Below are 24941 nucleotides of genomic sequence, written 5' to 3' on the forward strand. Positions count from 1 at the left end.
GCCATTCATGTGGCGTGGTCAAAGCATTGCGCCGTGCATTCCCTATGCGGTCAGGCGCAGGGTGGCGCTGTCTTGGCGTGCCAATAGCGGTTTCAGGAAAAAATCGCCACCCCGGCATGGTCCAAGCTCGGGCCAGACCATTGAACCAGGGTCAGCTTGCGGTGCGCGCTGCGCTGTCCTTCATCAGCCGGTCGATGTGCATGCGTATATGGGCCGCTTCCGCCGCGGTGTTGGCAAGCGCGATGGCGCGATCGAAGGCGACCCGCGCCTCCTCGCCCCGGTCGAGTTGCATCAAAAGCCCGCCCTTGAGACCGAAGAAGTGGAAATAGCCGGAAAGCCTCTGCTCCAGCGGCTCGATCATGGCGAGCGCGGCCTCCGGTCCGCTCACCTTGGAAACCGCTACCGCACGGTTGAGGGTGACGACGGGCGACGGCTGCATCTGTTCGAGCAGGCCGTAAAGCAGGTCGATCTCCACCCAGTCCGTGTCCTCGGCCTTTTCAGCCCGAGCATGCAGCGCGGCAATCGCCGCCTGCACCTGGTAAGGGCCGGGCTTTCGGTGGCGCAGTGCCTTGTCGACCAGCGCCAGCCCTTCATCGATCATCTTGCGGCTCCACAGGCTGCGGTCCTGATCCTCGAGCAGAACGATCTCTCCGTCCGCATCGAAGCGGGCCGGTGCGCGCGCATGCTGGAGCAGCAGCAGCGCCGTCAGCCCCATGATCTCCGGCTCGGTCTGGAACAGCCTGAGCAGCAGCCGGGCCAGCCGGATCGCCTCCTCGCACAGCGGCGCGCGGGCCGGCGCCTCGCCGCTGTTGGTCGAATAGCCCTCGTTGAAGATCAGGTAGACCATGGCCGCGACCGCGGCGAGCCGCTCCGAGCGCTCCACCGCGCCCGGCGTCTCGAACGGCACGCCGGCGTCGGCGATACGTGCCTTGGCGCGAGTGATACGCTGCTCCATGGCGCTTTCGCCGACCAGGAAGGCGCGCGCGATCTGCTTGACCGTAAGGCCGGAGACAATGCGCAGCGCCACCGCGATCTGCTGCGTTGCCGGCAGGTCGGGATGGCAGCAGATGAACAGCAGTCGCAATATGTCGTCGCGGTAGTGCGCGCCATCGAGCCGCTCGGCGATGTCGCTCTCTGCGTCCTCGAGATCAGATATCTGGTCCTCTTCCGGCATCGGCGCCTGCTTGGCGCGCTTGCGCACCGCGTCGATGCCGCTGTTGCGTCCGACGAAGATCAGCCAGGCCGCCGGATCGCGCGGCGGACCGTTCTGCGGCCAGTTCTTCAGCGCCCTGAGGCAAGCGTCCTGGAAAGCTTCCTCCGCCGTATCGAGGTCGCGGAAATAGCGCAGCAGCGCACCCATCGCCTGCGGGCGGGCGGCGCTGATCGCTGAGCTGATCCAGGCAAGTTCGGTCATACGGCGGCCCTAGTGGGATTGAAGATGGATACCGGCCGGATTTCGTAGGAGCCGCCGCTCGGATTGACCTCGGAAAGTTCGCGCGCGAACTCCACCGCCTCGTCGAGATCGGCGCATTCGAGCGTGTAGAAGCCGAGGAACTGTTCCTTGGTCTCGGCGAACGGCCCGTCGATGACGATCGATTCGCCCTTGACCTTCCTCAGCGTCGTCGCCGCCGTCGTCGGCAAAAGCCGCGCCACCGGGCCAAGCCGGCCGGCGTCCGCGTATTTCTGCTGGACATCGAGAATGTTGGCCATGACCTTGTCGTCCTGTTCCTTGCTCCAGGAGCAGACGACGTCTTCGGAAGCATAGCACAAGATCGCGTAGAGCATGGTTTGTCCTCTTCTGTGTCAAAGGACGAAACACTAGGACCGATCCCGACACGGCGTCGATAAAAAAATCGAGGCGCCGCGGATTCAGCGGCCGCTGGTTGCCGCGGGTCCGCTTTCGTGCGTCTTCAGCCATCGCAGCACGAGCGCTTCCTCGTCATCGAGACCGTCTATCGATCGTTTGCGCTTGTTGGCTTCCGCCATTTCGGCAAGCAGCCGTCCCTGCAGCCATGCTTCGAAGACTTGCGGATGGATATAGCATTGGCGGCAGACGGCGCGCGTGTTGCCCAGCCGCTCGGCGACCCTGTCGATGACGCTGTTCATCGCCCGTTTCTGCTGTGCCTGGCTGTCGGGCAGCACCGTTTGCACAAATAGCGACGCGGCGTGGATGGTGCCGCCCCATGTACGGAAATGTTTCGAGCTGAATGCATCCCCGATGGCCTCGCGGATGTAGCGGTTGACGTCCTCGGAGCGCACCGGGTGTCTGTTGCCGTCCTCGTCGAGATACTGGAACAGCTTTTGGCCCGGCAGATCCTGCGCGCCGCGCACGATTCGCGCGATGCGGCGATCGACCAGCTTCAATTTCCATTCCTTGCCCGATTTGCCCTTGAAGGCGAACCGCAGGCTCGATCCCTTGATGTCGACATGGCGGTCCCGCAGCGTCGTCAGGCCGAAGCTCTTGTTGTCGCGGGCGTAAGCGGCGTTGCCGACTCGGATCATGGTGTTGTCGAGCAGCCAGACGATCGCGGCGACGACGCGTTCGAGCGGCAGGCCATGGCGGCGCAGGTCGCTGTCCATCCTACGCCGAAGCTCCGGCAGGCTTTCGGCGAAAGCGACAAGGCTCGAATATTTGGCGCTGTCGCGTTCCTCGGCCCAACGCGGATGGTAGCGATATTGCTTGCGCCCGCGCTGATCCCTGCCGGTTGCCTGGATATGGCCGTCCGCCTCGGGCGAGATCCACACATCCGTCCAGGCCGGCGGGATAACGATCGCCTCGATGCGCGCTCGGGTGGCATCCGAGACCGGCCTTCCGTCAGGTCCCCTGTAGGAAAATCCCTTGCCCGCTTTCAGTCGGCGGATACCGGGCTCGGTATCGCTGACATAGATCAGTGCGGCATCCTCGGCAGAGATCTGAGCGCCGTTCTTTGGTGCGGCCTCGCCGTCGATAGTCAATCCGGATTTCTGCAGCATGCTGGCCCCACGGAAACACCCGTAGATAAGCCTCTGGGCCGAGCACTGGTTCCATTCCTGTCCGAAAAGTCGGCGGCCACCCACGCCGGGGCGGAACCCTGCAAGGCGCTTTGCGCAAGCAGGCCGGACGTCAGGTCTTCTCCAGCACCACCGGAATAACATCGACGGCTTGCTCTCCGACCTGTCCGCCGGTGGTCTTGAGAACGCCGACGATCGGCGCGACATCCGAATAGTCACGGCCATAGCCGACGGTGATGTGATCGTTGGAGGCCCGCATGCCGTTGGTCGGGTCGAACTCCTGCCAGCCGGCATCGCGCCCGCACCACACCTTGACCCATGCATGCATGGCGTCGGCGCCCTCCAGCCTGGCCTTGCCCTTGGGCGGAATGGTGCGCAGGAAGCCGCTGACATAGCCGGCCGGTATGCCAAGCCCGCGCAGGCCGGCGATCATGATATGCGAGAAATCCTGGCACACCCCGCGCTTCAGCCGGAATGCGTCGCCAGCCAGGGTCCGCACGGTTGTCGCCTCGCCATCATAGGTGAAATCGCGGTGGATGCGATTGCAGAGGTTCATCGCCGTACCGGCGGCCGAGCCGCCGACGCTATCGCGCGCATAGGCGGTGATCGCCGCATCGATGCCGGCGTGACCGCTGGGGGCCAGGAAATGGTGCGGTGTATCCGGTGCCAGCGAGCGCACGGCGGCGAGCTCCTGACGCAGCCGGCTAAGGTCGGGCGACACGTCGAGCCCGGGCTCGGGCCGCGACACCGCCACGCGCGCGCTCATCCTGATGTCGAGTGCGTCATGCGCGTCGCGGAAGGCGATCGAGGTGACGTTGTTGCCGAAGAAATCGGAAAAATCCGAGCGTTCGTTGGGCGCCGGCGCGAAGGATAGCGACGCAGCGACGACGCGCTGCACGCCCTCGATGGTCGGCGGCAGTACGCGCACCTGGTGACGGCCGCCGCCGGCGACGGCGGCGTAATCGTAGTGAAGGTGAAGCCTGATGTCGTAGAGCATGCCGGAGCGCCGCCTTACCCGAAATAGGCCTTGGCGAGGCTGCTGTAGAGCCCGCCTATCTCGCCGGCGAGATCGTTCAGCGCCTTCACACTCATGTCCGCTGGCTCCTTGATGGCGATGGCTGTGTTGAGCTGCAGGATCTCCTTGGCCGCAGGCGACATGTGCCCTTCGCCGCCGATCGCCGGCAGCAGTCCGATCTCGGCCTTCAGCCGTTCGAGCTGGAACAGGATGGAACGCGGATTGAGCGGATCGAGCGCAAGAAGGTCGATCACCGTGCGGCGGCCGGCTTGCACAGGGTACTGCCGCCGGTGCGTCATGACGCTGTCGCCGATCTCCAGCATCATGTCGAGCGAGCCGTCCGGCGCCTTGTCACTGGTCAGCCGGGCGAGCGTGCTGGCGATCTGTATGCCGCGCTCCAGCCGCCGGCCGATCTCAAGGAAGCGCCAGCCCGCAAAGCGGTACATGTTCTCGTGCAGCAGGCCGGAAAAACCGGCGAGCTTGCGCAGGATGACGGTCATGGCCCGTGTCGCATCATCCCCCGGCGCCACCGTCGTCGCGAACTGATGGATGGTCTTCGACAGGTCCTTGAGGGCCAGCCAGCCATCCGGCGAGAAACGGTCGCGGATCTGGCCGGCGCTGTAGACGGCGCTGTCCAGCGTGCCGATCAGCCCCGATGGGATCGCTGTTTCGACATCGATGCCGAACGGTTCGAGATGATCCCTGATGTCGGCCAGCAACGGCATATCCGGGTCGGAGGTTTCGGCGAGCCGCACATGATAGGCGCGCAGGATGCGCACCGTGTCTTCCGAGCGTTCGATGTAGCGGCCCAGCCAGGTCAGGTTTTCCGCTGCGCGGCTGGGCAGGCTGCCCGGCTTGGTGCGGCTGAAGCTGTCACCCTCTTGCGGCAGCAGCGTCTCGCGCTCCACCGGCCGGTCGCTGACCACCCAGACATCGGCCGCCTGGCCGCCGCGCTGCATGGCGATCGCGGTCGGATCGAGCGACAGGCCGACGCGGGCGAACCCGCCCGGCATCACCGTCCAGCCCTCGGGCGTGCGCGCCAGGTAGACACGCAGGCTTGCCGGCCGCGGCTCCAGCCAGCCGCCGACATAGACGGGCGTCGTCGAAAGCGTCAGCGCTTCCTGGCCGACGAAAGCGTCGCCGTCGCGTTCGATGCGCGCCACCAGGTCCGCCCGCTCCCCGGCCGACAGCGCGGAGCCAAGCCTAGTCTGGTCGTCGTCCTCGAAGGCCAGCCTCGTCGACAGCGCCGGCCCGATCACCATGCGGTCGATATTGGCGAGCACATGCGCTCGGTCGGATGCCTGACCGCACCACCATGTCGCGACGGTGGGCAGCTCGAGTTCCTCGCCCCGCAATTCGCGCGCGATCTTGGGCAGGAAGGCAAGCAGCGCGCGCGTTTCCATCAGGCCCGAGCCGAGCGCATTGACGGTGGAGACGCTGCCTTGCCGGATCGCCTCGACCAGGCCCGGCGTACCGATTTGCGACTCCGAGCGCAGTTCCAACGGATCGGCGAACGCCGCGTCCAGCCGTCGCCACAGCACGCTGATCGGCATCAGCCCGGAAACGGTGCGCACCATCAGCCTGCCCCCGGAAACGGTCAGGTCCTCGCCTTCGAGCAGCATGATGCCGAGATAGCGGGCGATATAGGCGTGTTCGTAATAGGTTTCGTTGAGCGGCCCAGGCGTCAATATGGCGACGCGGCCGTCAGCTTCCCTGGCCATGCCGATCAGCGCATCGCGAAAGCGCCGGAAGAAGCCGGCGAGGCGATGCACATGCATCTCGCCATAGATGTCCGACAGCGCGCGGGTCGTGGCGACGCGGTTCTCCAGAGCGAAACCGGCGCCGGATGGTGCCTGAGTACGGTCGCCCAACACCCACCAGCGGCCGTCCGGCCCGCGGCCGAGTTCGAAGGCGCAGAAATGCAGGAAATGGCCGTCGGCCGGACGAGTGCCAACCACGGGCCGCAAATATTCGGGGCTCGCCGCGATCAGTCCGGCCGGCAGGATGCCCTTCTCGACCAGCCGGTTCGGCCCGTATATATCGGCGATGATCTCCTCGAACAGCTCGGCGCGCTGCACCAGGCCGGCGCTGATCGCTGCCCACTCGGCGTCCTCGATGAGCACCGGAACATGCGCCAGCGGCCATTCGCGCTCGTTGGCGCCGGCCTTGTCATAGACGCGGTAATAGACGCCGGCGTCGCGCAGATACTGGTCGGCACGCGCAAAACGCTGGGCGAGTTCTTCGGCGCCGAGATCATCGAGCGCCTCGATGAAATGCTTCCAGGCCGGACGGGGATTGCCCGACGCGTCGACCATCTCGTCGACGACGCCGTCGATCGGCTGGTAGTGCTCCAGCAGGCGATGGATCTGCGCCTTGCCTCGTACCCGCTTGTGATTCCCCTTTGCCATGTCAGATCAGAGTCTTGGCGGACGCCGAAGGTCAAGCGTCACCGGGAAATCTTCCGTGGGTTGTTCTTCGCGCAGCACATAGGTCGACGGCGTGTGGCCGCGCGCCTCGAAGCGGGCGAGCCGGCGCGCTTCCGCCTCATTGCCGTTGACCGGAAAAGTGTCGTAGCTGCGCCCGCCCGGATGCGCGACATGATAGACGCAGCCGCCAATCGCCCGACCCGACCAACGGTCGTAGATATCGAACACCAGCGGCGTATTGATCGGCAGTGCCGGATGCAGGCCCGAAGCGGGTTGCCACGCCTTGAAGCGCACGCCCGCCACCGCGACTTCCCTGTTGTCGGTAACCTTCATCGGCACGATGCGGCCGTTGCAGACGACGGCATGGCGCTCCGGATTGAGCCCTTCGGTCTTGACCTGCAACCTTTCGACCGAGGAATCGACGAAGCGCACGGTGCCGCCGATGGCCCCCTGCTCGCCCATGACATGCCACGGCTCCAGGGCCTGCCGCAGTTCCAGCTTGACGCCCGCATATTGGACCTCGCCGCAGAAGGGAAAGCGGAACTCGAGCTGCGCGTCGAACCATTCGGGGCGGAACGTGAAACCGTTGAGCTTGAGGTCGTCGAGAACGTCGAGAAAATCCGCCCAGACATGATGCGGCAGCATGAAGCGGTCGTGCAGCGACGTGCCCCAGCGCACGAAACGGCCGTCGAGCGGGTTCTTCCAGGCGCGAGCGATGATCGCCCTGACCAGCAGTTGCTGCGCCAGGCTCATGCGCGCATTGGGCGGCATCTCGAAGCCGCGGAATTCCACCAGGCCCAGCCGTCCGGTCGGTCCATCAGGCGAAAACAGCTTGTCGATGCAGATTTCCGAGCGATGCGTATTCCCGGTGACGTCGGTCAAAAGGTTGCGGAACAGCCGGTCGACCAGCCATGGCAAAGGCACGTTGCCCTGGTCCGGACGCGGCACCTGCGCCATGGCGATTTCAAGCTCGTAGAGCGAATCGTGGCGCGCCTCGTCGAAGCGCGGCGCCTGGCTGGTCGGGCCGATGAACAGGCCGGAGAAGAGATAAGACAGCGAGGGATGCCGCTGCCATTGCAGCACCAGGCTCTTCAAAAGATCGGGGCGGCGCAGAAACGGGCTGTCATTGGGCGTCGCGCCGCCGACCACAACATGGTTGCCGCCGCCGGTGCCGGTGTGGCGGCCGTCGATCATGAATTTATCCGCGCCAAGCCGCGTTTGCCGCGCCTCCTCGTAGATCGCCGTGGTCGTCGCCACGCAGTCCTGCCAGTTGGCAGCCGGGTGGATGTTGACCTCGATGACGCCAGGGTCCGGCGCGACGCGGATGACGTTGAGGCGCGGATCATGCGGCGGGCCGTAGCCCTCGATATGCACTGGCAACCTGATCGCCTTGGCCGCGTTCTCGGCTGCCGCCACCAACTCAAGATAATCCTCCAGCGCCTCGACCGGCGGCATGAACACGCAGAGCCGTCCCTCGCGCGGCTCGACCGAAAGCGCGGTACGCACCGCGCCGCCGATCTCGGTGATCTCCTGCTCGACCCGGTCCTGCTGGGCGGTCGCGGCCGTGAACGATGCCGCCTGCTGGCGGCGTGCCATTTCATCGGCGCCCTGAGGTTCGGCCGGAGCCGCCATGGGCAAGATCGCCTCCCGCACGGGCAGCGCACCGCGCGGCTGCGACGGATCGACCGGAACGATATAGGGAAACTGCTCCGGCGGCACGTGAGGCAGCGTGCCGAGCGGCAGGCGGTAGCCGACCGGTGAATCGCCCGGCACCAGGAACAGCCGCCCGCGCCGCGTCGTCCATTTTTCCGAGCGCCAGCGCTGGCCCGACGCCTGGCTGTTCCAGCGCTGCACCGGCAGCACATAGCCCGACGGCTTGGTTAGCCCGCGTTCGAACACCGTCGCCATGCGGCTGCGCTCTTCGGGATCCTCCAGCTTCGAATTGGACGGATCGACATTCTCCGGCAGCTTGCCTTCCTTGAGCAGCCACTCGGCCGGATCCTCATAGGCTTCGCTGACCATGGACGTTTCGATGCCGAGCTCGCCGGCGATCGCGGTCAGCAGGCTCTCGGCCTGCTTCGGACCGATATCGGCTTCGCTTTTCTCCCGCGCGATCAGCGACGGGTCGCTCCACACCGGCTGGCCGTCGGTGCGCCAGTAGAGCGAAAAGGTCCAGCGCGGTAAGCTTTCGCCGGGGTACCATTTGCCTTGGCCATAATGGAGGAAGCCGCCAGGCGCGAAGCGCTCGCGCAGCCTCCGGATCAGCGCATCGGCCTTTTCGCGTTTTGTCGGGCCGACGGCGGCGGTGTTCCACTCGGCGGACTCGAAATCGTCGATCGACACGAAGGTCGGCTCGCCGCCCATGGTCAGCCGTACATCCCCGTCCGCCAGCGCCGCATCGACCTTGTTGCCGAGCGCATCAAGCGCATGCCAGCTTTCATCCGAGAACGGCTTGGTGATGCGCGGATGCTCCGCGATGCGGTCGACCCGCATGTCGAAGCCGAACTCGACATTGGCAAAGCTCGCCATGCCGGAAATGGGCGCTGCATTGCGAAAATGCGGGGTGGCGGCAAGCGGTACATGGCTCTCGCCGGTAAGCAGGCCCGAAGTCGGGTCGAAACCGATCCAGCCAGCGCCGGGAAGATAGACCTCGCACCAGGCGTGCAGGTCAGTGAAATCCACTGATGTACCGGCCGGCCCATCGAGCGCGACGAGGTCGGGCTTGAGCTGGATCAGATAGCCCGAGACAAAGCGCGCGGCGATGCCTAGATTGCGCAGGATCTGCACCAGCAGCCAGCTCGAATCGCGGCACGACCCTTTGGCGGCCGCCAGCGTTTCCTCCGGCGAGAACACGCCGGTCTCCATGCGCACGATATAGGCGATTTCGCGCTGCAGCCGGGCATTGAGGTCGACGAGAAAATTGACCGTGTTTTTCGGGCTGGTATCGATGGTTTTCAGGAACGCCGACAGCAGCGGGCCTGCCGGTTCCGGTGTGCGATAGATGGCGAGGTCGTTGCGTGTCTCTTCCGGATACTCGAACGGGAAATTTTCCGCCGTCTCCTCGACGAAGAAATCGAACGGGTTGTAGACCGTCATGTCGGCGACGAGGTCGACCTCGATCTTGAGTTCGCTCACCGGGTCGGGAAAGACGAAACGGGCGAGGAAATTGCCGTAGGGGTCCTGCTGGAGATTGACGAAGTGGTTCGCCGGCTCGACCTTCAACGAATGGCTGAGCACTTTGGTGCGCGAATGTGGCGCCGGCTGGAGCCTGATCACCTGGGGACCAAGAACCACCGGCCGGTCGTATTTGTAATGGGTCAGGTGATAGACGGCGGCCAGAATTGCCATGGAGCCCCGGAAGATCGGCGTTTAGCTGGCCGAACCCTGACACATCTGGCCGTCATTCTCCAAGCGGATGTTGCGCTGCACCTAACTTAAACGGCTACCGAACCTCAGAAAAACGCTTGGATCCCCGTCTGCGCCCGTCCCAGGATCAGCGCGTGCACGTCATGCGTGCCCTCATAGGTGTTGACCGTCTCCAGATTCTGCGCATGGCGCATCACGTGATAGCCGATCTGGATGCCGTTGCCGCCATGCATGTCGCGCGCCTGGCGGGCGATGTCGAGCGCCTTGCCGCAATTGTTGCGCTTGACGATCGAGATCATCTCCGGCGCCATCTTGCCTTCGTCGAGCAGCCGCCCGACGCGCAACGAGGCCTGCAGCCCGAGCGCGATCTCGGTCTGCATGTCGGCGAGCTTCTTCTGGTAGAGCTGCGTGCTGGCCAGCGGCTTGCCGAACTGCTTGCGGTCGAGGCCATACTGGCGCGCGCGATGCCAGCAATCTTCGGCCGCGCCCATCGAGCCCCAGGAAATGCCGTAGCGAGCCCGGTTGAGGCAGCCGAACGGCCCCTTCAGCCCCGACACGTTGGGCAGCAGAGCATCCTCGCCGACCTCGACGCCTTCCATAACCACCTCGCCGGTGATCGACGCCCGCAGCGACAGCTTGCCGCCGATCTTCGGCGCCGAAAGCCCCTTCATGCCCTTTTCCAGGACGAAGCCACGGATCTCATCCTTGCCGTTCTCGCCCTTCAGCTTCGCCCAGACGACGAACACGTCGGCGACGGGCGCATTGGAGATCCACATCTTGGAGCCGGTAAGCTTGTAACCATTGGCGGTCTTCTCGGCGCGCGTCTTCATGCCGCCGGGGTCGGAGCCGGCATCCGGTTCGGTCAGGCCGAAACAGCCTATCCACTCGCCGCTGGCGAGCTTGGGTAGATACTTCCTGCGCTGTTCGTCCGAGCCATAGGCATAAATGGGATACATCACCAGCGACGACTGCACCGACATCATCGAACGATAGCCGGAATCGACGCGCTCCACTTCGCGGGCGACCAGGCCGTAGGTGACATAGTTGGCGCCGAGGCCGCCGAATTCTTCCGGAATGTTGATGCCGAGCAGGCCGGCCTCGCCCATCTCGCGAAAAATCGCCGTGTCGAAGGTTTCGTTGAGATAGGCCTCCTCGATGCGCGGCGCGAGCTTGTCGGCGGCGAAGGCCGCCGCCCCGTCCCGCACCATGCGCTCGTCTTCCGAAAGCTGGTCCTCGATCAGGAACGGGTCTTCCCAGACGAATGCATTCTTCTCGGCGGCCATGGCGTCTCGATCCTTAAAAACGGGTGAAGCCCGGCTTATCGGCCCACGGCCTGAAAAAATCAAACGAAATTGCTTCACCGATCAATGAGCGTTAGGAATAGATCATGAGCGTCCAACGTCGTCTTTTGCCTAACATCAACGCGCTTGCCGCCTTCGAAGCGGTGGCCCGGCTTGGCAGTTTCACCGCTGCAGCCCAGGAGCTGGATTTAACCCAGGGCGCCGTCAGTCGGCAGATCAGGCTGATCGAGGACCAGTTTGGCCGCCGGCTGTTCGAGCGCGACAGCCGCAATGTCCGGCTGTCGGCGGCGGGCGAAACCTACGCCGAAGTGGTCCGTTCGGCACTTGGCCAATTGCGCGACGCAGCGCTTGGATTGATGAGTAATCGGCATAGCGGCATCCTGAACCTCGCAATCCTGCCGACCTTCGGCACGCGCTGGCTGATGCCGATGATCCCAGACTTCGTCGACAACAATCCCGACATCACCATCAACTTCGTCACCCGCGTCGGCCGCTTCGACTTCGCCAGGGAGCGGCTGGACGCCGCCATCCATTATGGCCTGCCGGACTGGCTCGAGGCAGACTCGACGCTGCTGGTACGGGAGGTGGTGGCCCCGGTGGTGTCGCCCGAATTTCTCGCCGAGCGCTCCATCGCCACGCCGGCCGACATCGGCCGTCTGCCGCTGCTGCACATGGCGACGCGGCCTGGCGCCTGGACAGAATGGTTTGAGCATCAGGGCCTGAGCGCGCCGACCGGACCGGGTATGCAGTTCGAACAGTTCGGCACCGCCGCCCAGGCTTGCATGGCGGGTCTGGGCGTGGCTCTGCTGCCGCAAATCCTCATCTCAGGCGAGTTGCAGCGCGGCCAGCTGGTGCCCGCGCCCGGCCAGCCTATGCACAGCCGCAGCGCCTATTATCTAGTCGTCCCGCACGACAAGCGCGGCCATCCGCCGGTCGCGAGTTTTCGAGATTGGCTGACGAGCCAGGTTGAAAAGGACCCGGCTGTTCTGGCGTGGTAGCTACTTCCGTTTCAGCGCATCCGCCAACGCCGCGCCGAACGCACCTTGCTGCGCCGGTCGCTCCGGCTGGCGCTGCGGCGCTGGCGAGCGTGGCGCCGGCCTGCCGCCGCCATTGTCGCGCGGGCCGCGCGATGCGCCGCCCTCGCCACCATCCCTGCGCATGGAAAGCGCGATCCGCTTGCGCTTGATGTCGACATCGACGACCCGCACCTTGACCACGTCGCCGGCCTTGACCACCTCATGCGCGTCCTTGATGAAACGGTCGGCCAGTTGCGAAACGTGCACCAGCCCGTCCTGGTGGACGCCGATGTCGACGAAGGCGCCGAAGGCGGCGACATTGGTGACGGTGCCTTCCAGCAGCATGCCGGGCTTCAGATCCTTGATGTCGTCGATGCCATCGGCGAAGGTTGCCGTCTTGAAGCCGGGGCGCGGATCGCGGCCGGGCTTTTCCAGCTCAGCCAAAATGTCGCGCACCGTCGGCAGGCCGAACCGCTCGTCCACGAAAACGCGCGGATCGAGCGCCTTCAGCGCCGCACTGTCGCCCATCAGCGAACGCACATCGCGCCCGCAGGCGGCGACGATCTTTTTGGCCACGCCGTAGGCTTCCGGATGCACGGCCGAGGCGTCGAGCGGCTCGGAGCCGTTCGGGATGCGCAGGAAGCCGGCGCATTGCTCGAACGCACGCGGCCCGAGGCGGGAGACCTTGAGCAAATCCTTGCGGCTGGCGAACGGGCCGGTGGCATCGCGATGCGCGACGATGGCGTCTGCGAGCGACGCCCCGAGCCCTGAAACCCGCGCCAGAAGCGGCGCCGAAGCCGTGTTGAGATCGACGCCAACCGCGTTGACGGCGTCCTCGACCACCGCCTCCAGCGAGCGGCCAAGCCGGTACTGGTCGACATCGTGCTGATACTGGCCGACGCCGATCGATTTCGGCTCGATCTTGACCAGTTCGGCCAGCGGATCCTGCAAGCGGCGCGCGATCGACACCGCACCGCGCAATGATACGTCGAGACCGGGGAATTCCGCCGCCGCCGTCGCCGAAGCCGAATAGACCGAAGCGCCGGCCTCGCTGACGATCACCTTGAGCGGCTTCGGCCCGCCGTCGGAAGGCATGTCGGACAGCATGTCGGCCACCAGCTTCTCGGTTTCGCGGCTGCCGGTGCCATTGCCGATCGAGATCAGCTCGACCTTGTGCAGGCGAACGAGCTTGGCGAGCTCCGCCTGCGTGCCACGCACATCGTTCCTGGGCGGGAACGGATAGACCGTTGTCGTCGCCACCAGCTTGCCGGTGCCGTCGACCACCGCGACCTTGACGCCGGTGCGGATGCCAGGGTCGAGCCCCATCGTCGGCCGCGATCCGGCGGGGGCGGCGAGCAGCAGATCCTTCAAATTGCGGGCGAAGACGTGGATCGCCTCTTCCTCGGCCCGTTCGCGCAGGTCGCGCATCAGATCGAGCGTCAGGTGCAGGGATAGTTTTATGCGCCAGGTCCAGCCTGCGACCTCCATCAGCCAGCGATCGCCCGGCAGGCTGCCGCCGATGGCGTAGGCATTGGCGATCATCCGCTCTACCGGCTTCACCGGCGAAGAGTCGTCGGCATCGACCTCGATGTCGAGCGACAGCACCTCCTCGTTGCGGCCGCGCAGCATCGCCAGCGCGCGGTGGCTCGGCACGGTGGCCCAGCGCTCGACATGGTCGAAATAATCGGAGAATTTCGCACCCGCCTCCTGCTTGCCGTCGACCACCCTGGCGCGCATGAAGGCGCGTTCCTTCATGTAGCTTCGCAGCTTGCCGACCAGGTCGGCATTCTCGGCGAACTGCTCCGACACTATGTCGCGCGCACCCTCAAGTGCCGCCTTGGCGTCGGCCACGTCCTCGGTCAGATAGGCCAGTGCGAGTTCCGCCGGCACCAGCGAGCGGTCGGCCAGGATGGCTTCCGCCAGCGGCCCCAGCCCACGCTCCCGGGCGATCTCCGCCCTGGTGCGGCGCTTGGGCTTGTAGGGCAGGTAGATGTCTTCGAGCTCGGCCTTGGTGACGGCGGAGGCGAGCTTGGATTCAAGCTCGTCGGTCAGCTTGCCTTGCTCCCGGATCGAGCCAAGGATGGTGTCACGCCGCGCGTCGAGCTCACGCAGATAGGCAAGACGCTCCGACAGCAGGCGCAATTGCGTGTCGTCGAGCCCGCCCGTCACCTCCTTGCGGTAGCGCGCCACGAACGGCACGGTCGCGCCTTCGTCGAGCAGCCCGATGGCAGCGGCGGCCTGTTCGGGCCGCGCTGTGATCTCGGTCGCGATAATGGCTGCGATGCGCTTGATGTCGGATGCCATGCCGTTCCTGCTCTTCTCGAAAAGAGCGGCGACCATAGGCGCAGTTATCCTGCCCGCCAACCTTCGCGGTTTCACCGGCGACAGAGGTCCACAGGAAAGCGCGCCCTAATGTTGCGGCCGCTCAGACCATCCGGCTCAGCGCTTCGAAGAATGCGACGATCTCGAGATCGAGCGGATCGTCGACCGGCTCGGGCTGCGATGACATCTTGGCGATCACCACTTCCGTCCGGGGGTCGACATAGAGCCACTGGCCATGGATCCCGATGCCGCAATAGGCCCCGTTCTCATGTCCTGTCTGGTACCATTTGTTGCGGTAGCGGCCCTTGGGAAACAGCGGCAGCATGGCGCCACGCTGCCAGGCTTCAGAACTGCCGCCGGTTACCGTGGTGTCGCGCACCCAGGCCTCGGGCACGATGCGGCGGCCATTCGCAGTGCCCCCTTGCCGCATCATCTCGCCGACGCGCGCCAGATCGCGCGGCGTCACCGAGATGCCGCCGGCAGTGCGCGCCGTGCCCTCCATGTCGACCGCCACCGAAGCTTCGCCGGCAGCACCCAGCGGCAGCCACAGTTTCTCGCGCATCAGGTCGGCGAAGCGCTGGCCGGACGCCCGTTCGAGCAGCAGGCCAAGCAGGTCGGAATTGGGGGACCGGTAGCGGAAGGTCTGGCCATGCGGCTCGGCGAGCCGCTGCAGTGTCAGGAGGAATTCACGCAGGCTTTCCGTGCCGCCGCCCGGGTTCCACAAGGTGGCGCGACGGTAACGAGCAAAGGCGCTTTCGGGATCGAGGTAGGCCTCCTCGAAATCGAGGCTGACACTCATATCGAGCACATGCCGCACGGTAGCCTCGCCATAGGCCGAATCGCGGGCTTCCGGTATGTAGGCCGTCACCGGGGCTTCCGGATCGAACACGCCCTCGCCTTCCAATATGCCGGCCATGATCGCGGTCACCGACTTGCTGATCGAAAAGATGATGTGGCGGGCGCCGAAATCCATATGCGGCGCAAACCAGTCGCCGACGATCCTGCCGCCTCTCATGACGGTCAGCGCATCCGTGTGCGAGCGGCTGAGAAAAGCCGCGACGGTTTCCGGCGTGCTCGCCACCGCGATCTTTTCGTCGAGCAATCCGCCGAAATCCTCGGCCGGCGCCTCGTTGACCGGCAGGGCGGCGACACGCGCGCTCGGCACCAGCTCGCCGACGTTCTGGAATGACCATCGGTTGAACGGATTTTCCCGCCAGTTGGCGAGCAGCACCTGGTTGCGGCGGAAGCCGTAACGGGTCTCGAACGCGGTCTTGCCGGTCATGGCATTTCCTTCCAGGTCGTGTCTTGTGGGGGTTCAGCTCAGCGCGGCGGCGATGGCATGCACGGCCTTCAGCGTCGCCATGGAATAGGCGACGTTGCTGAAATCCGGCCAGCTCGAAAGCTTGACCACGACCATCCGCGTATTCCAGTCGATGTGGATCATCTGCCCGAACACGCCCCGGCACATCAGCGCCCGCGAATGTGGATTCTCGATCCAGAACTGGTTGCGATAGCTGCCCTCTGGCAGGCTCGGACTAAAGCCCGGCCCGTGGCTGCCGCTGCGCGTCGCCTCGATCCAATCGGCCGGCACGATGCCGCCGCCATTATCGAGGATCAGCTGGCCGAAGCGGGCATAATCGCGCAGCGTCGCGTTGAAGCCGCCATCGGCCAGCGCGTAGCCGGCGCTGTCGACGGTGAAGCAGGCGCTTTCATCGGCGCCGAGCTTTTGCCAGAGTTCTTCCGAGACCAGTTGCGCCAGCCGCTTGCCGGTCACCCGCTCCAGGATGAACGCGAGCACATCGGTTTCGACCGAGCGGTACTCGAATGCCGCCCCATGTGGCCGGACCGTCTCCGTCAAGCCCAGGATCAGCTCGAACATGTGCGCGGGCCAGCGAAAGTCCGGGTCGCTGCCCGGCGGCACCGGCTTCCAGCCGGTGGCGACATCGACCTGGCCTATGTCGGAATAACGGTCGTTATATTCCTCCGAGAAACACACGCCCGTCGTCATGTCGAGCACGTGCTGGACTCTGGCGCCGGCCCACCCGGTTGCCTTCAATTCCGGCAGGTAGTCCGTCACCGGCCTCGCCGGATCGACCAGCCCGCGCCCGGCCAGTATGCCGAACACCGAGCCGGTGACCGACTTGGCCATCGACTGCGACAGATGCAGCGTGCGCTCGTCCATGCCGTTGAAGTAACGCTCATAGGCTATCTTGCGGTCCTTGAGCACCAGGAAACCATCCGTGTAGGTCTCGTCGAGCAGGCCCGCGAGCGTCGAGGCCTTGCCATCGCTGTCCTCGACCGGCAGCCCGTCGAGATCGACCTCGGCGCGTTCGAGGCGGTGACGGTGGCCATTGCCGCGCCAGACTTCGACGGTCGGCAGAATTTCCCTGATGTGCTGGAAAGCCCAGCGGTTCCAGGGCGGCCTGTCCCAGTCGAGCCTTGGTGGCACCATGGCGGGCGGCGAGCCCTGCATGATCGGCGGCCGCGGATCGCTGTTGCGATAGGAGTCCATGAAAGCTATTCCCGGAAACGGAAAAGACCCGGCGGCATGTGCCGCCGGGTCCGTCATGCGGCGATTACTTCTGCAGTTCGGTCCAGATCTTGGTGTAAAGTTCCCGCGTCTCTGGCGCGCACATCTGCTGCAGTTCGCCAAGCGGCTTGGCGTCGGCCGGAATGACGACTTCCGGCGCGTCCTTCATGTCGGCCGGCATGTATTTGTCCGAACCGGCGATGGCATTGGCGTAACGATGGAAGGCCGAGAGGCCGGCCGCGTTTTCCGGATCCATGATGAAGTTCTGGAACAGCTTGGCGTTCTCGACGTTCTTGGCCTCTTTCAGGACGACGACGTTGTCGCTCCACAGGCCATAGCCTTCCTTCGGATAATTGAAGTGGATGGCCGGGTTGGCGAGGCGCTGACGCAAAGCCGAGCCATTCCAGTCGCTGGTTGCCTTGAAGTCGCCGGCGCCCATCTTCTCTATGGTGTTGTATTCCATGGCGATCCAGTTCGGCTTCGCCGCCACCAGCAGGTCACGTACTTTCTTCAGCACCGTCTTGTCGTTGGTGCATTGCTGGCCGCCGACATATTTGATCGCGGCGAACATCACGTCGCCCATCTCCGGTACGACGTTGACCTTACCCTTCAACTCGTCGGGCGTGTTGAAGATGATGCCCCACGTGTTGGCCGGGCCCTTGTAGGCGTCGGTGTTGACGACGACGCCGATCGTGCCCCAGGCCCACGGAACCGTGTATTTGCGGCCCGGATCGAACTCAGGATTGGCCCATTCCGGCGCCACGTTTTTGAAGTTCTCCATCTTGCCCGGATCGGTTTCCTGAACGAGGCCTTCCTTGATCCAGATCGGTACATAGGTCTGCGAAGGCACGGCAATGTCGAAACCGGTGCCGCCCTGGCGCACCTTGGCAAGCGCGGTATCGTTGGAATCGTAGTCGGTGATGGTCACCTTGACGTTGTATTTGGCTTCGAACTTCTTGATCACGTCGGGGCTGGTGTAATTGCCCCAATTGTAGATGTTGAGCACGCCGTCGGCGCGGGCAAGGCCCGTCGAAGCGAGCAACGCCAACCCCATGGCGGACGCCGTTGTCTTCCAGTTCATCGTTTTAACTCCCATTATCGGTTTCAGTCTCGTTTCCTGCTGACAAAGAAAAACAACGTGACGATCGCGACCGAAAGCAGCAGGAAGGCGGTCGATATCGCGTTGATCTCGGGTGTGATGCCGCGGCGGATCTGGCCGAGCATGTAGGTGGGCAGCGTGTCCTGGCCGCCCGACTTGACGAATTCGGTGATGACGACGTCATCGAGCGAGATGACGAAAGCCAGCATCAGGCCGGCGAGGATGCCGGGCCACAAAAGCGGCAGCGTGATGCGGCGGAAGGTCTTCCACGGCGTCGCATAGAGGTCGGCGGCGGCGCGTTCCAGCGTCAGGTCCATATTCTCCAGCCGCGCCCGGATCGGCAGGTAGGCAAACGGGATGCAGAACGCCGTATGCGCGGCGATCAGGTAGCCAAGGCCGGAATAGCCGGTGAAGATCTTGATGCGCGAGAAGAAGATCAGCAGCGCCACGCCGGTGACGATTTCGGGCACCATCAGCGGCTGGTTGATGGCCGCGTATTTGAAGGTCAGCCCGGGATAGGGCGGTGTGCGCGTGGTGGCGAGCGCGGCCATGGTGGCGAAGATGGTGGCAAGGGCCGCCGCTATGGCGCCGATCTGGAAGGAACGCATCGTCGCATCGATGACCTGCGTGTTCTGCCAGGCCGACTGGAACCATTTGAGCGAAAACCCGCCCCATTCCGAGGTCGAGCTCGCCGCGTTGAAGGCGTAGATGACCAGCACGATGATCGGCAAATAGAGCACGACGAAACAGGTTGCCGCGATGGCGGTGAAGCCAGGCTGGTGCTTGATGGAGAAATTGCTAGCCATGACGCACCCCCGACTTGCCGGCGTTGCGCACATAGGCCAGCAGCGCCACCATGACGATGATCATGACCGTGATCGACAGCGCCGAGCCAAGCGGCCAGTTGCGGCCCTGTCCGAACTGCAATTCGATCAGGTTGGACAGCATCATGTTCTTGCCGCCGCCAAGCACGCTCGGCGTCACATAGGCGCCAAGGGCCGGAATGAAGACCAGGATGGAGCCGGCGATGACCCCGGGTTTGACCAGCGGGAAAATGATCTTGCGCAGCACCTTGAAGCGCGTCGCGTAGAGATCGTAGCCAGCCTCGACCAGCCGGAAATCGAGTTTTTCCATGCTTGCATAGATCGGCAGCACCATCAGCGGCAGGTAGACATAGGCCATGCCGATCAGGATCGCCGTGTCGGTGTAGAGGATCTGCACCGGCGCCGAGACGATGCCGAGCTTCAGAAGGATGGTATTGACGATGCCTTCGTTGCGGATGATCTGCAGCACCGCGAAGGTACGGATAAGGAGGTTGGTCCAGAACGGAATGGTGATCAGGAATAGCCAGAGATCCCTGGTCTTTTCACTGCGCGTCGCCATGAAATAGGCGGTCGGGAAGCCGAGCGCCAAAGTCGCCAGCGTCGTCACCACCGCGAGCTTGATCGAGCGCAGGAAGATGGTGACGTGGGCGGCCGCGAGCGACAGCGTGTCGTCGAAAATGTCGCGTTCCATGAACACCGACACCCAGGCTTCCAGCGAAAATTGCCACTTCACGTCGCCATAGGCGCCGGGCGTCAGGAACGAATAGACGAGCACGATTAGCAACGGGCCGGTCGCGGCGAGCAGAATGACCAGCAGCGCCGGCGCTGACAGCAACCAGCGGTCGCGGACGTCGCGCCGCTCCGCTGCCTTGGCGACTTCTTCGGCGGTGGCCATCAGTCCCTCAGCACTTGCGCGGCGTCGTTGCCGATCAGGATGCCGACCTTGTCGCCGCGCTCGAAACCGCAGCCGGCGCTGCGCGTGTTCTGCTGGCGCACGGTGAAGGCTTCGCCGCTGTCGAGCTGGACATGGATATGCGTGTCGGTGCCGAAATAGACGATGTTGTCGACCGTGCCCGCCAGGTCGCCCTTGCTCTTGGTCAGCTTGGCATGCTCCGGCCTCACCACCACGGTGGCGTTGTCCTTCGGCTGGAAACCTTCGGCGACGGTCGCCTCGATGGTGGTGCCGGATTTGAGCGTCGCGCGCGCCTTGCCGTTGCCGGTGCCCGATATGGCCGCGGTGAGAAAGTTGGTCTCGCCGATGAAGTCGGCGACGAAGCGTTCGGCAGGCTTGTCGTAGATATCCCAGGGCGAGCCGACCTGCAGGATCTTGCCCGACGACATCACGGCGATGCGGTCCGACATCGTCAGCGCTTCTTCCTGGTCATGGGTGACGAAGATGAAGGTTATGCCGGTCTCGTGCTGCAGCCGCTTCAACTCGATTTGCATCTCCTTGCGCAGCTTGTAGTCGAGGGCGGAGAGCGGTTCGTCGAGCAGCAGCACCTTCGGTTGCGGCGCGAGCGCCCGGGCCAGCGCCACGCGCTGCTGCTGGCCGCCGGAAATCTGGCCGGTGCGCCGGCCCGCCAGCGCCTCCATCTTGACCAGCTTCAGCATCTCGGCAACGCGCGCCTTGATCTGCGCCTTGGGCTTGCCCAGCATCTCCAGGCCGAAGCCGATATTGTCTGCCACCGTCATGTGCGGGAACAGCGCATAGGACTGGAAGACGGTGTTGACCGGCCGCTTGAAGGGCGGCAATGGCGCGATGTCCTGGCCGTAAAGCAGGATTTCGCCGGCGGTTGGAAAGTCGAAGCCGGCGATCAGCCGCAGCAAGGTGGTCTTGCCGCAGCCGGATGGTCCCAGCAGTGTGAAGAATTCGTTCTCGCGGATGGATACCGAGACTGTGTCGAGGGCAGCGACCTGCCCCTCACCCGATCCGAAAATTTTGCTGACGTTTACTACTTCAATCGCATTCCGATCCGGTTTGTCCGGCACGATTACGCCTCACTGTTGACCCCGCTCTTGCTGGCGGAGCTTTTCCCCTATTGGATGTGACCACACGGCCGGTGGGTTGGCAAGTCCGGCATTGAATCACAGTTCAGTCGGTCATTTCAGTCCGCCATTTCAGCAGGCAGGCCGCATGCCATGTCAGGCCTGGTAGGTGACTTTGCCGCCGCAGATCGTCGTTACCGGGCGCACCTTGTGCAGGTCGGCCGGTGCCGTTTTTTCGATGTCGGCCGACAAAACCACCAGATCGGCCATATAGCCTGGCTTCAGCGTGCCCTTGCGGTGCTCGGCGAATTCGGCATAGGCGCCCTCGACCGTGTAGGCGGCGAGCGATTCACGCAGCGAGAAGCTCTGGTCCGGATCGCTTGATGCCCATGGTTTGCGCATTACTGCCGCCTGGATGCCCAGGATCGGATCGATCGGCGACACCGGCCAGTCCGACGCGAACACGACATGCGCGCCGGCATTCTTCAGGGTGCGCCAGGCATAGCTCAGCGGCCAGCGCGCCGGCCCGATGCGCGAGACGGTCGGCTCCAGCGGAAAATCCATGGCGCCGGGCGGATGCGGCGGCTGCATGGAGGCGATGACGCCGAGTTCGGCGAAACGCGGCACATCAGATGCAGCGATGACCTCTATATGTTCGACACGATGCCGGCTGTCGCGCTTGCCATTGGCCTTTTGCGCCGCCTCGTAGCCGTCGAGCACGGCGCGCACCGCGCCGTCGCCGATCGAATGCACGGCGATCTGCAGGCCGCGCCTGTCGACGGCGACGGCGAGATCGATGAATTGCTGGGGCGTGAACAGTGGTTCACCCACCCAGTCGGGACGGTCGGCATAGGGCTCGATCATGACGGCCGTCCAGGAATCGAGCACGCCGTCGTAGAACACCTTGACCATGCCTGACGACAGCCACTCGCCATTGTAGCGCTCGGCCATCGCCGAGGCCTTGTCGAGTATGTCGAGCGTCATGAAATTCTTGTAGTGGAAGGGTATCTGCACCCGGCAGGACAGACCCTCCTCGGCCTCGATCTCGGCCAGCAATTCGAGCTGGTAGAGATTGCCGTCCATGTTCTGGATCGAGGTGATGCCGTGGCGCGCGCACCAGGCGAGCCCGCGCCGCATGATGTCGCGGTCGGCGGCGCGCTCTTCCGCCGATGGCATCGGGTCCGGTTCGCCGCCTGTCGCCAGCCCGAGCCGCACCCGGCTCTCACCGGCAAGATCGAGAACCGGGCCGAAAGCCTCGCCCTCGCGCAGTTCGCCATTGGCCAGGCCGTCGTCGCCCATGACGATCTCATTGCCGGGGCCAAGCGCGCGCCCATTCAGGATGCCGGCCATGTCCAGCGCCCTGCTGTTGGCCCACATCGTATGGTGATCGGGCGCGGCCATGACGAAGGGCCGGTCCGGCAGGATCGCATCGAGATGATGGCGCGTCACTCGCTCGTCATCGAGCACGGTGTAGTCGACGCCCTGTCCGACCAGCATCTTGGCATCGGGGTGCGTCGACGCGTAGTCGCGGATCGCCTTTTGCAGCGCCTCGAAACCGTGGACGCCCGACAGCTGCAGATGCGCAAGCTCGGCCGCGCCTGAAAACAGATGCATGTGGGCTTCGATGAAACCCGGGATCACCGAACCGCCCCTGGCGTCGATGACCCTGGTGGCCGGGCCCTTGAACTCTTCGATGGAGGCTTGGCTGCCGAGAGCGACGATGGCGCCATCCTTGACGGCAACGGCTTCGGCGGTCGGATTGTCATCGTCCATGGTCAACACACGACCATTGATGACGATCAGATCCGCCTTGTGACCCGCACCCATGACAGACATCGCGACTCCGCGCTTTTGACTGAGACCGACAACCACTGCCCACGAGCTGCCGCTCCGCGGGAGGGGCGATGGGAAAAGATGATGCCGGCGCGCTGTCTTCGAAATTCCCCTTGTTATCCCCAAGGCAGCGTGGATAAAAGAATGCGACTAATCATTCGCGTTTGTCAACATGCGGAATTTGCAATGTATTGTGGATAACCCCGCCCCGATGTTGGGACCGGGCGGGGAACGAGGACATCAAGCCGTGAAGCGCAATCTCGATCGCAAAACCAGGATAGCGCTCGAACCGCGCAAGCAGCCGCGGCAACAACGGTCGAGCAAGGTGGTGGACCGGATTCTCGACGCGGCGCTGATCCTGACCCGCGAGCAAGGGACAAGGACGCCGACGACGCTCGCCATAGCGCAGCGCGCGGGCCTGTCGGTCGGTTCGGTCTACCAATACTTTCCCAACAAGGAAGCCATTCTCCTGGACCTCGCCCGGCGCTGGCTGTCATCCTTTCCCGAAGTGATCGCGAGGCGCATCAGGGTCGATCCGCCCACCAACCGCGAGGAGTTTCGGCGGGAGGTGCGCAGGCTCTTCACCGATACCTCCAGGCTTTATCTCGACAATGCCAGCCTGATGCCGGTGATCGAGGCGATTTCAGGCAACGCCGACCTGAGACCGATCCAGAACGAGTATGACGACCAGATCATCGCCCTCTATGCGGCGTGGCTGCGGCACGTGAACCCGGCTCTCGAAGACAAGGTCGCCAACCGGCTCGGCGTGCTGATGATGGAGGTCGGACACGCCTGCCGTCTTGTCGGCCTGAAAAGGGATCGCCGGACATACGACCTCATCGAGGACGATGTCGAAACCATGTGGCTCGCTCTGGTGACCCCCTACCTCAACCTTGACTGATTTCGCATTTCGAGAGGAATTTTATGAAGACTGTCTATTCGCCGCTTCACGCCGGCCACGCCGGCCAGATGGAACTGGTCACATCGGCGATCGTGCCGGGTTTCGAAAAACCCTCGCGCGCCGAGTTCATCAAGGCGCGGGTCGACAGCGAGAAACTCGGGCCGATCATCGCGCCGGCCGAGCATGATCTTGCCGCCGCCAAGCGCATCCACAGGGCCGACTACGTCGATTTCCTGCCGACGGTCTGGCCGCAATGGATCGCCGAGGGCCACACAGGCACAGCCATGCCCTTCACCTGGCCGACACGCGGCCTGCGCGGCGACGTGCCGCCCAAGCGCGTCGACGCCCTGCTCGGCTATTATTCCTTCGACGGCGGCGCCACCTTCGTCGAAGGAACATGGGATGCGATCAAGTCCTCCTACGACGTCGCGCTGACCGCCGCGGGCCTGGTCAAGGCCGGCGAAGCCTCCGCCTTCGCGCTCTGCCGTCCGCCCGGCCACCATGCCGGAGCCGGCTTCATGGGCGGCTATTGCTACATCAACAACGCGGCCGTTGCCGCGCAGTGGTTCCGCGACCAGGGGGCCAGCCGCATCTCGATCCTCGATGTCGACTATCATCACGGCAACGGCACACAGGAGATCTTCTACGACCGCGCCGACGTGCAGGTCCTCAATTTGCACGGCGACCCGATGGTCGAATATCCGTTCTTCCTCGGCCATGCCGACGAGCGTGGCGCCGGCGCGGGCGAAGGTTTCAACATCAACTATCCCATGCCGTTCGGCACCGGCTGGGACGCCTGGAGCGCCTCGCTGGAAGACGCCTGCGCCAGGCTCGCCGCCTACGCGCCAGACGTCGTCATCGTCTCGCTCGGCGTCGACACGTTCGAGAAGGATCCGATCAGCCAGTTCAAGCTCAAGTCGTCGGACTATCCCATGATCGGCCGCCGCATCGCCAGGCTCGGCCTGCCGACGCTGTTCGTCATGGAAGGCGGCTACGCCGTCGAGGAAATCGGCATCAATGCCGTCGGCGTCCTGACCGGCTTCGAGGACCGGTGAAACCGGCTGCCCACAGCGCGGCAGCTTTCAGGGAAACACGAAAAAGGGCGGCGTCAGCCGCTCTTTGACATCCTCCAGCGACATCCTCTCGGACCTTGGCTTGCGCGACCGAAACAGCCCGGCCGAGATGACCGGCTTGCATGGCTCGGGTATTTCCACGCACCGAAACGCGCGAAAATCGGCGCCTGAGTCGCGGCTTGAGTCCACTCGATTCGATTTTGTCAAATCGCGTTTGATGTCAGATTCATCTACGGGTAGATTAGACCCGAATCAGCC

At 64.3% G+C, this 24941-nt stretch carries 18 protein-coding genes; 3 read left to right on the plus strand and 15 right to left on the minus strand.

Annotation, left to right across the window (positions count from 1 at the left end; translation table 11 throughout):
• Positions 1-151 precede the first annotated feature (151 nt).
• The 7 genes from FJ443_RS21560 to FJ443_RS21590 form a co-directional block, all read right to left on the minus strand.
• Positions 152-1414 carry an RNA polymerase sigma factor gene (locus FJ443_RS21560; RefSeq protein ID WP_140665795.1) on the minus strand — a complete coding sequence of 421 codons (1263 nt, stop codon included), beginning with the start codon at positions 1412-1414 and terminating at the stop codon, positions 152-154.
• Positions 1411-1785, minus strand: a complete 375-nt coding sequence (locus FJ443_RS21565; RefSeq protein WP_140513613.1) for a YciI family protein — start codon at positions 1783-1785, stop codon at positions 1411-1413. Before FJ443_RS21565 ends, FJ443_RS21560 begins: the two co-directional genes overlap by 4 nt.
• Positions 1786-1869: 84 nt before the next feature.
• Complete coding sequence (locus tag FJ443_RS21570; protein WP_140665799.1) at positions 1870-2973, minus strand: DNA topoisomerase IB; 1104 nt, start codon at positions 2971-2973, stop codon at positions 1870-1872.
• A 130-nt stretch (positions 2974-3103) separates the two neighbouring features.
• Positions 3104-3988 (minus strand): transglutaminase family protein, encoded by an 885-nt coding sequence (locus FJ443_RS21575; RefSeq protein ID WP_140665802.1) that lies wholly within the window; start codon positions 3986-3988, stop codon positions 3104-3106.
• 14 nt (positions 3989-4002) lie between these two features.
• Positions 4003-6414, minus strand: a complete 2412-nt coding sequence (locus FJ443_RS21580) for a circularly permuted type 2 ATP-grasp protein (RefSeq protein WP_140665805.1) — start codon at positions 6412-6414, stop codon at positions 4003-4005.
• Positions 6415-6420: 6 nt separating this feature from the next.
• Positions 6421-9780 (minus strand): transglutaminase family protein, encoded by a 3360-nt coding sequence (locus tag FJ443_RS21585; RefSeq protein ID WP_140522303.1) that lies wholly within the window; start codon positions 9778-9780, stop codon positions 6421-6423.
• 104 nt (positions 9781-9884) lie between these two features.
• Positions 9885-11081 carry an acyl-CoA dehydrogenase gene (locus FJ443_RS21590; RefSeq protein ID WP_140665808.1) on the minus strand — a complete coding sequence of 399 codons (1197 nt, stop codon included), beginning with the start codon at positions 11079-11081 and terminating at the stop codon, positions 9885-9887.
• A gap of 104 nt (positions 11082-11185) precedes the next feature.
• On the opposite strand from FJ443_RS21590, the gene FJ443_RS21595 reads away from it, so the two are divergent.
• Positions 11186-12097, plus strand: coding sequence for a LysR family transcriptional regulator (locus tag FJ443_RS21595; RefSeq protein ID WP_140665811.1), 912 nt, complete (start codon positions 11186-11188; stop codon positions 12095-12097).
• On the opposite strand, the gene FJ443_RS21600 is transcribed toward FJ443_RS21595, so the two are convergent.
• From FJ443_RS21600 to FJ443_RS21635, 8 genes are all read right to left on the minus strand, one after another.
• On the minus strand, positions 12098-14419 hold the full coding sequence (locus FJ443_RS21600; RefSeq protein ID WP_140666012.1) for a Tex family protein: 2322 nt from the start codon (positions 14417-14419) through the stop codon (positions 12098-12100). It abuts the gene before it with no gap.
• A 121-nt stretch (positions 14420-14540) separates the two neighbouring features.
• Positions 14541-15719, minus strand: coding sequence for a serine hydrolase (locus FJ443_RS21605; RefSeq protein WP_140665814.1), 1179 nt, complete (start codon positions 15717-15719; stop codon positions 14541-14543).
• A gap of 33 nt (positions 15720-15752) precedes the next feature.
• Positions 15753-16949, minus strand: coding sequence for a serine hydrolase (locus tag FJ443_RS21610; protein WP_140665817.1), 1197 nt, complete (start codon positions 16947-16949; stop codon positions 15753-15755).
• Between the two features lie 64 nt (positions 16950-17013).
• Positions 17014-18048 carry an extracellular solute-binding protein gene (locus FJ443_RS21615; RefSeq protein ID WP_140665820.1) on the minus strand — a complete coding sequence of 345 codons (1035 nt, stop codon included), beginning with the start codon at positions 18046-18048 and terminating at the stop codon, positions 17014-17016.
• A 23-nt stretch (positions 18049-18071) separates the two neighbouring features.
• On the minus strand, positions 18072-18872 hold the full coding sequence (locus FJ443_RS21620) for an ABC transporter permease (protein ID WP_140496194.1): 801 nt from the start codon (positions 18870-18872) through the stop codon (positions 18072-18074).
• Positions 18865-19785 (minus strand): ABC transporter permease, encoded by a 921-nt coding sequence (locus tag FJ443_RS21625; RefSeq protein ID WP_140665824.1) that lies wholly within the window; start codon positions 19783-19785, stop codon positions 18865-18867. The genes FJ443_RS21620 and FJ443_RS21625 overlap by 8 nt, the downstream gene beginning before the upstream one ends.
• Positions 19785-20879 (minus strand): ABC transporter ATP-binding protein, encoded by a 1095-nt coding sequence (locus FJ443_RS21630; protein ID WP_140522308.1) that lies wholly within the window; start codon positions 20877-20879, stop codon positions 19785-19787. The genes FJ443_RS21625 and FJ443_RS21630 overlap by 1 nt, the downstream gene beginning before the upstream one ends.
• Before the next feature lie 153 nt (positions 20880-21032).
• Positions 21033-22712, minus strand: coding sequence for an amidohydrolase (locus FJ443_RS21635; protein ID WP_140522310.1), 1680 nt, complete (start codon positions 22710-22712; stop codon positions 21033-21035).
• Positions 22713-22956: 244 nt separating this feature from the next.
• Here FJ443_RS21635 and FJ443_RS21640 point away from each other — a divergent pair, with 244 nt between their 5' ends.
• Together FJ443_RS21640 and FJ443_RS21645 are read left to right on the plus strand one after the other, a co-directional pair.
• Positions 22957-23610: a TetR/AcrR family transcriptional regulator gene (locus tag FJ443_RS21640; protein ID WP_140522311.1), complete on the plus strand. Its 654-nt coding sequence runs from the start codon at positions 22957-22959 to the stop codon at positions 23608-23610.
• 23 nt (positions 23611-23633) lie between these two features.
• On the plus strand, positions 23634-24665 hold the full coding sequence (locus tag FJ443_RS21645) for a histone deacetylase family protein (RefSeq protein WP_140560338.1): 1032 nt from the start codon (positions 23634-23636) through the stop codon (positions 24663-24665).
• Positions 24666-24941 lie beyond the last annotated feature (276 nt).

Source organism: Mesorhizobium sp. B2-6-1 (assembly GCF_006440475.1).
Lineage (GTDB): Bacteria > Pseudomonadota > Alphaproteobacteria > Rhizobiales > Rhizobiaceae > Mesorhizobium.

What these genes read in the sequence shown, in the direction of transcription:
- FJ443_RS21570 (WP_140665799.1), bottom strand. Translation starts at nt 2,973, where the DNA reads ATGCTGCAGAAATCCGGATTGACTATCGACGGCGAGGCCGCACCAAAG.
- FJ443_RS21645 (WP_140560338.1), top strand. Translation starts at nt 23,634, where the DNA reads ATGAAGACTGTCTATTCGCCGCTTCACGCCGGCCACGCCGGCCAGATG.
- FJ443_RS21585 (WP_140522303.1), bottom strand. Translation starts at nt 9,780, where the DNA reads ATGGCAATTCTGGCCGCCGTCTATCACCTGACCCATTACAAATACGAC.
- FJ443_RS21620 (WP_140496194.1), bottom strand. Translation starts at nt 18,872, where the DNA reads ATGGCTAGCAATTTCTCCATCAAGCACCAGCCTGGCTTCACCGCCATC.
- FJ443_RS21625 (WP_140665824.1), bottom strand. Translation starts at nt 19,785, where the DNA reads ATGGCCACCGCCGAAGAAGTCGCCAAGGCAGCGGAGCGGCGCGACGTC.
- FJ443_RS21575 (WP_140665802.1), bottom strand. Translation starts at nt 3,988, where the DNA reads ATGCTCTACGACATCAGGCTTCACCTTCACTACGATTACGCCGCCGTC.
- FJ443_RS21560 (WP_140665795.1), bottom strand. Translation starts at nt 1,414, where the DNA reads ATGACCGAACTTGCCTGGATCAGCTCAGCGATCAGCGCCGCCCGCCCG.
- FJ443_RS21595 (WP_140665811.1), top strand. Translation starts at nt 11,186, where the DNA reads ATGAGCGTCCAACGTCGTCTTTTGCCTAACATCAACGCGCTTGCCGCC.
- FJ443_RS21605 (WP_140665814.1), bottom strand. Translation starts at nt 15,719, where the DNA reads ATGACCGGCAAGACCGCGTTCGAGACCCGTTACGGCTTCCGCCGCAAC.
- FJ443_RS21635 (WP_140522310.1), bottom strand. Translation starts at nt 22,712, where the DNA reads ATGTCTGTCATGGGTGCGGGTCACAAGGCGGATCTGATCGTCATCAAT.
- FJ443_RS21615 (WP_140665820.1), bottom strand. Translation starts at nt 18,048, where the DNA reads ATGAACTGGAAGACAACGGCGTCCGCCATGGGGTTGGCGTTGCTCGCT.
- FJ443_RS21565 (WP_140513613.1), bottom strand. Translation starts at nt 1,785, where the DNA reads ATGCTCTACGCGATCTTGTGCTATGCTTCCGAAGACGTCGTCTGCTCC.
- FJ443_RS21610 (WP_140665817.1), bottom strand. Translation starts at nt 16,949, where the DNA reads ATGGACTCCTATCGCAACAGCGATCCGCGGCCGCCGATCATGCAGGGC.
- FJ443_RS21600 (WP_140666012.1), bottom strand. Translation starts at nt 14,419, where the DNA reads ATGGCATCCGACATCAAGCGCATCGCAGCCATTATCGCGACCGAGATC.
- FJ443_RS21590 (WP_140665808.1), bottom strand. Translation starts at nt 11,081, where the DNA reads ATGGCCGCCGAGAAGAATGCATTCGTCTGGGAAGACCCGTTCCTGATC.
- FJ443_RS21580 (WP_140665805.1), bottom strand. Translation starts at nt 6,414, where the DNA reads ATGGCAAAGGGGAATCACAAGCGGGTACGAGGCAAGGCGCAGATCCAT.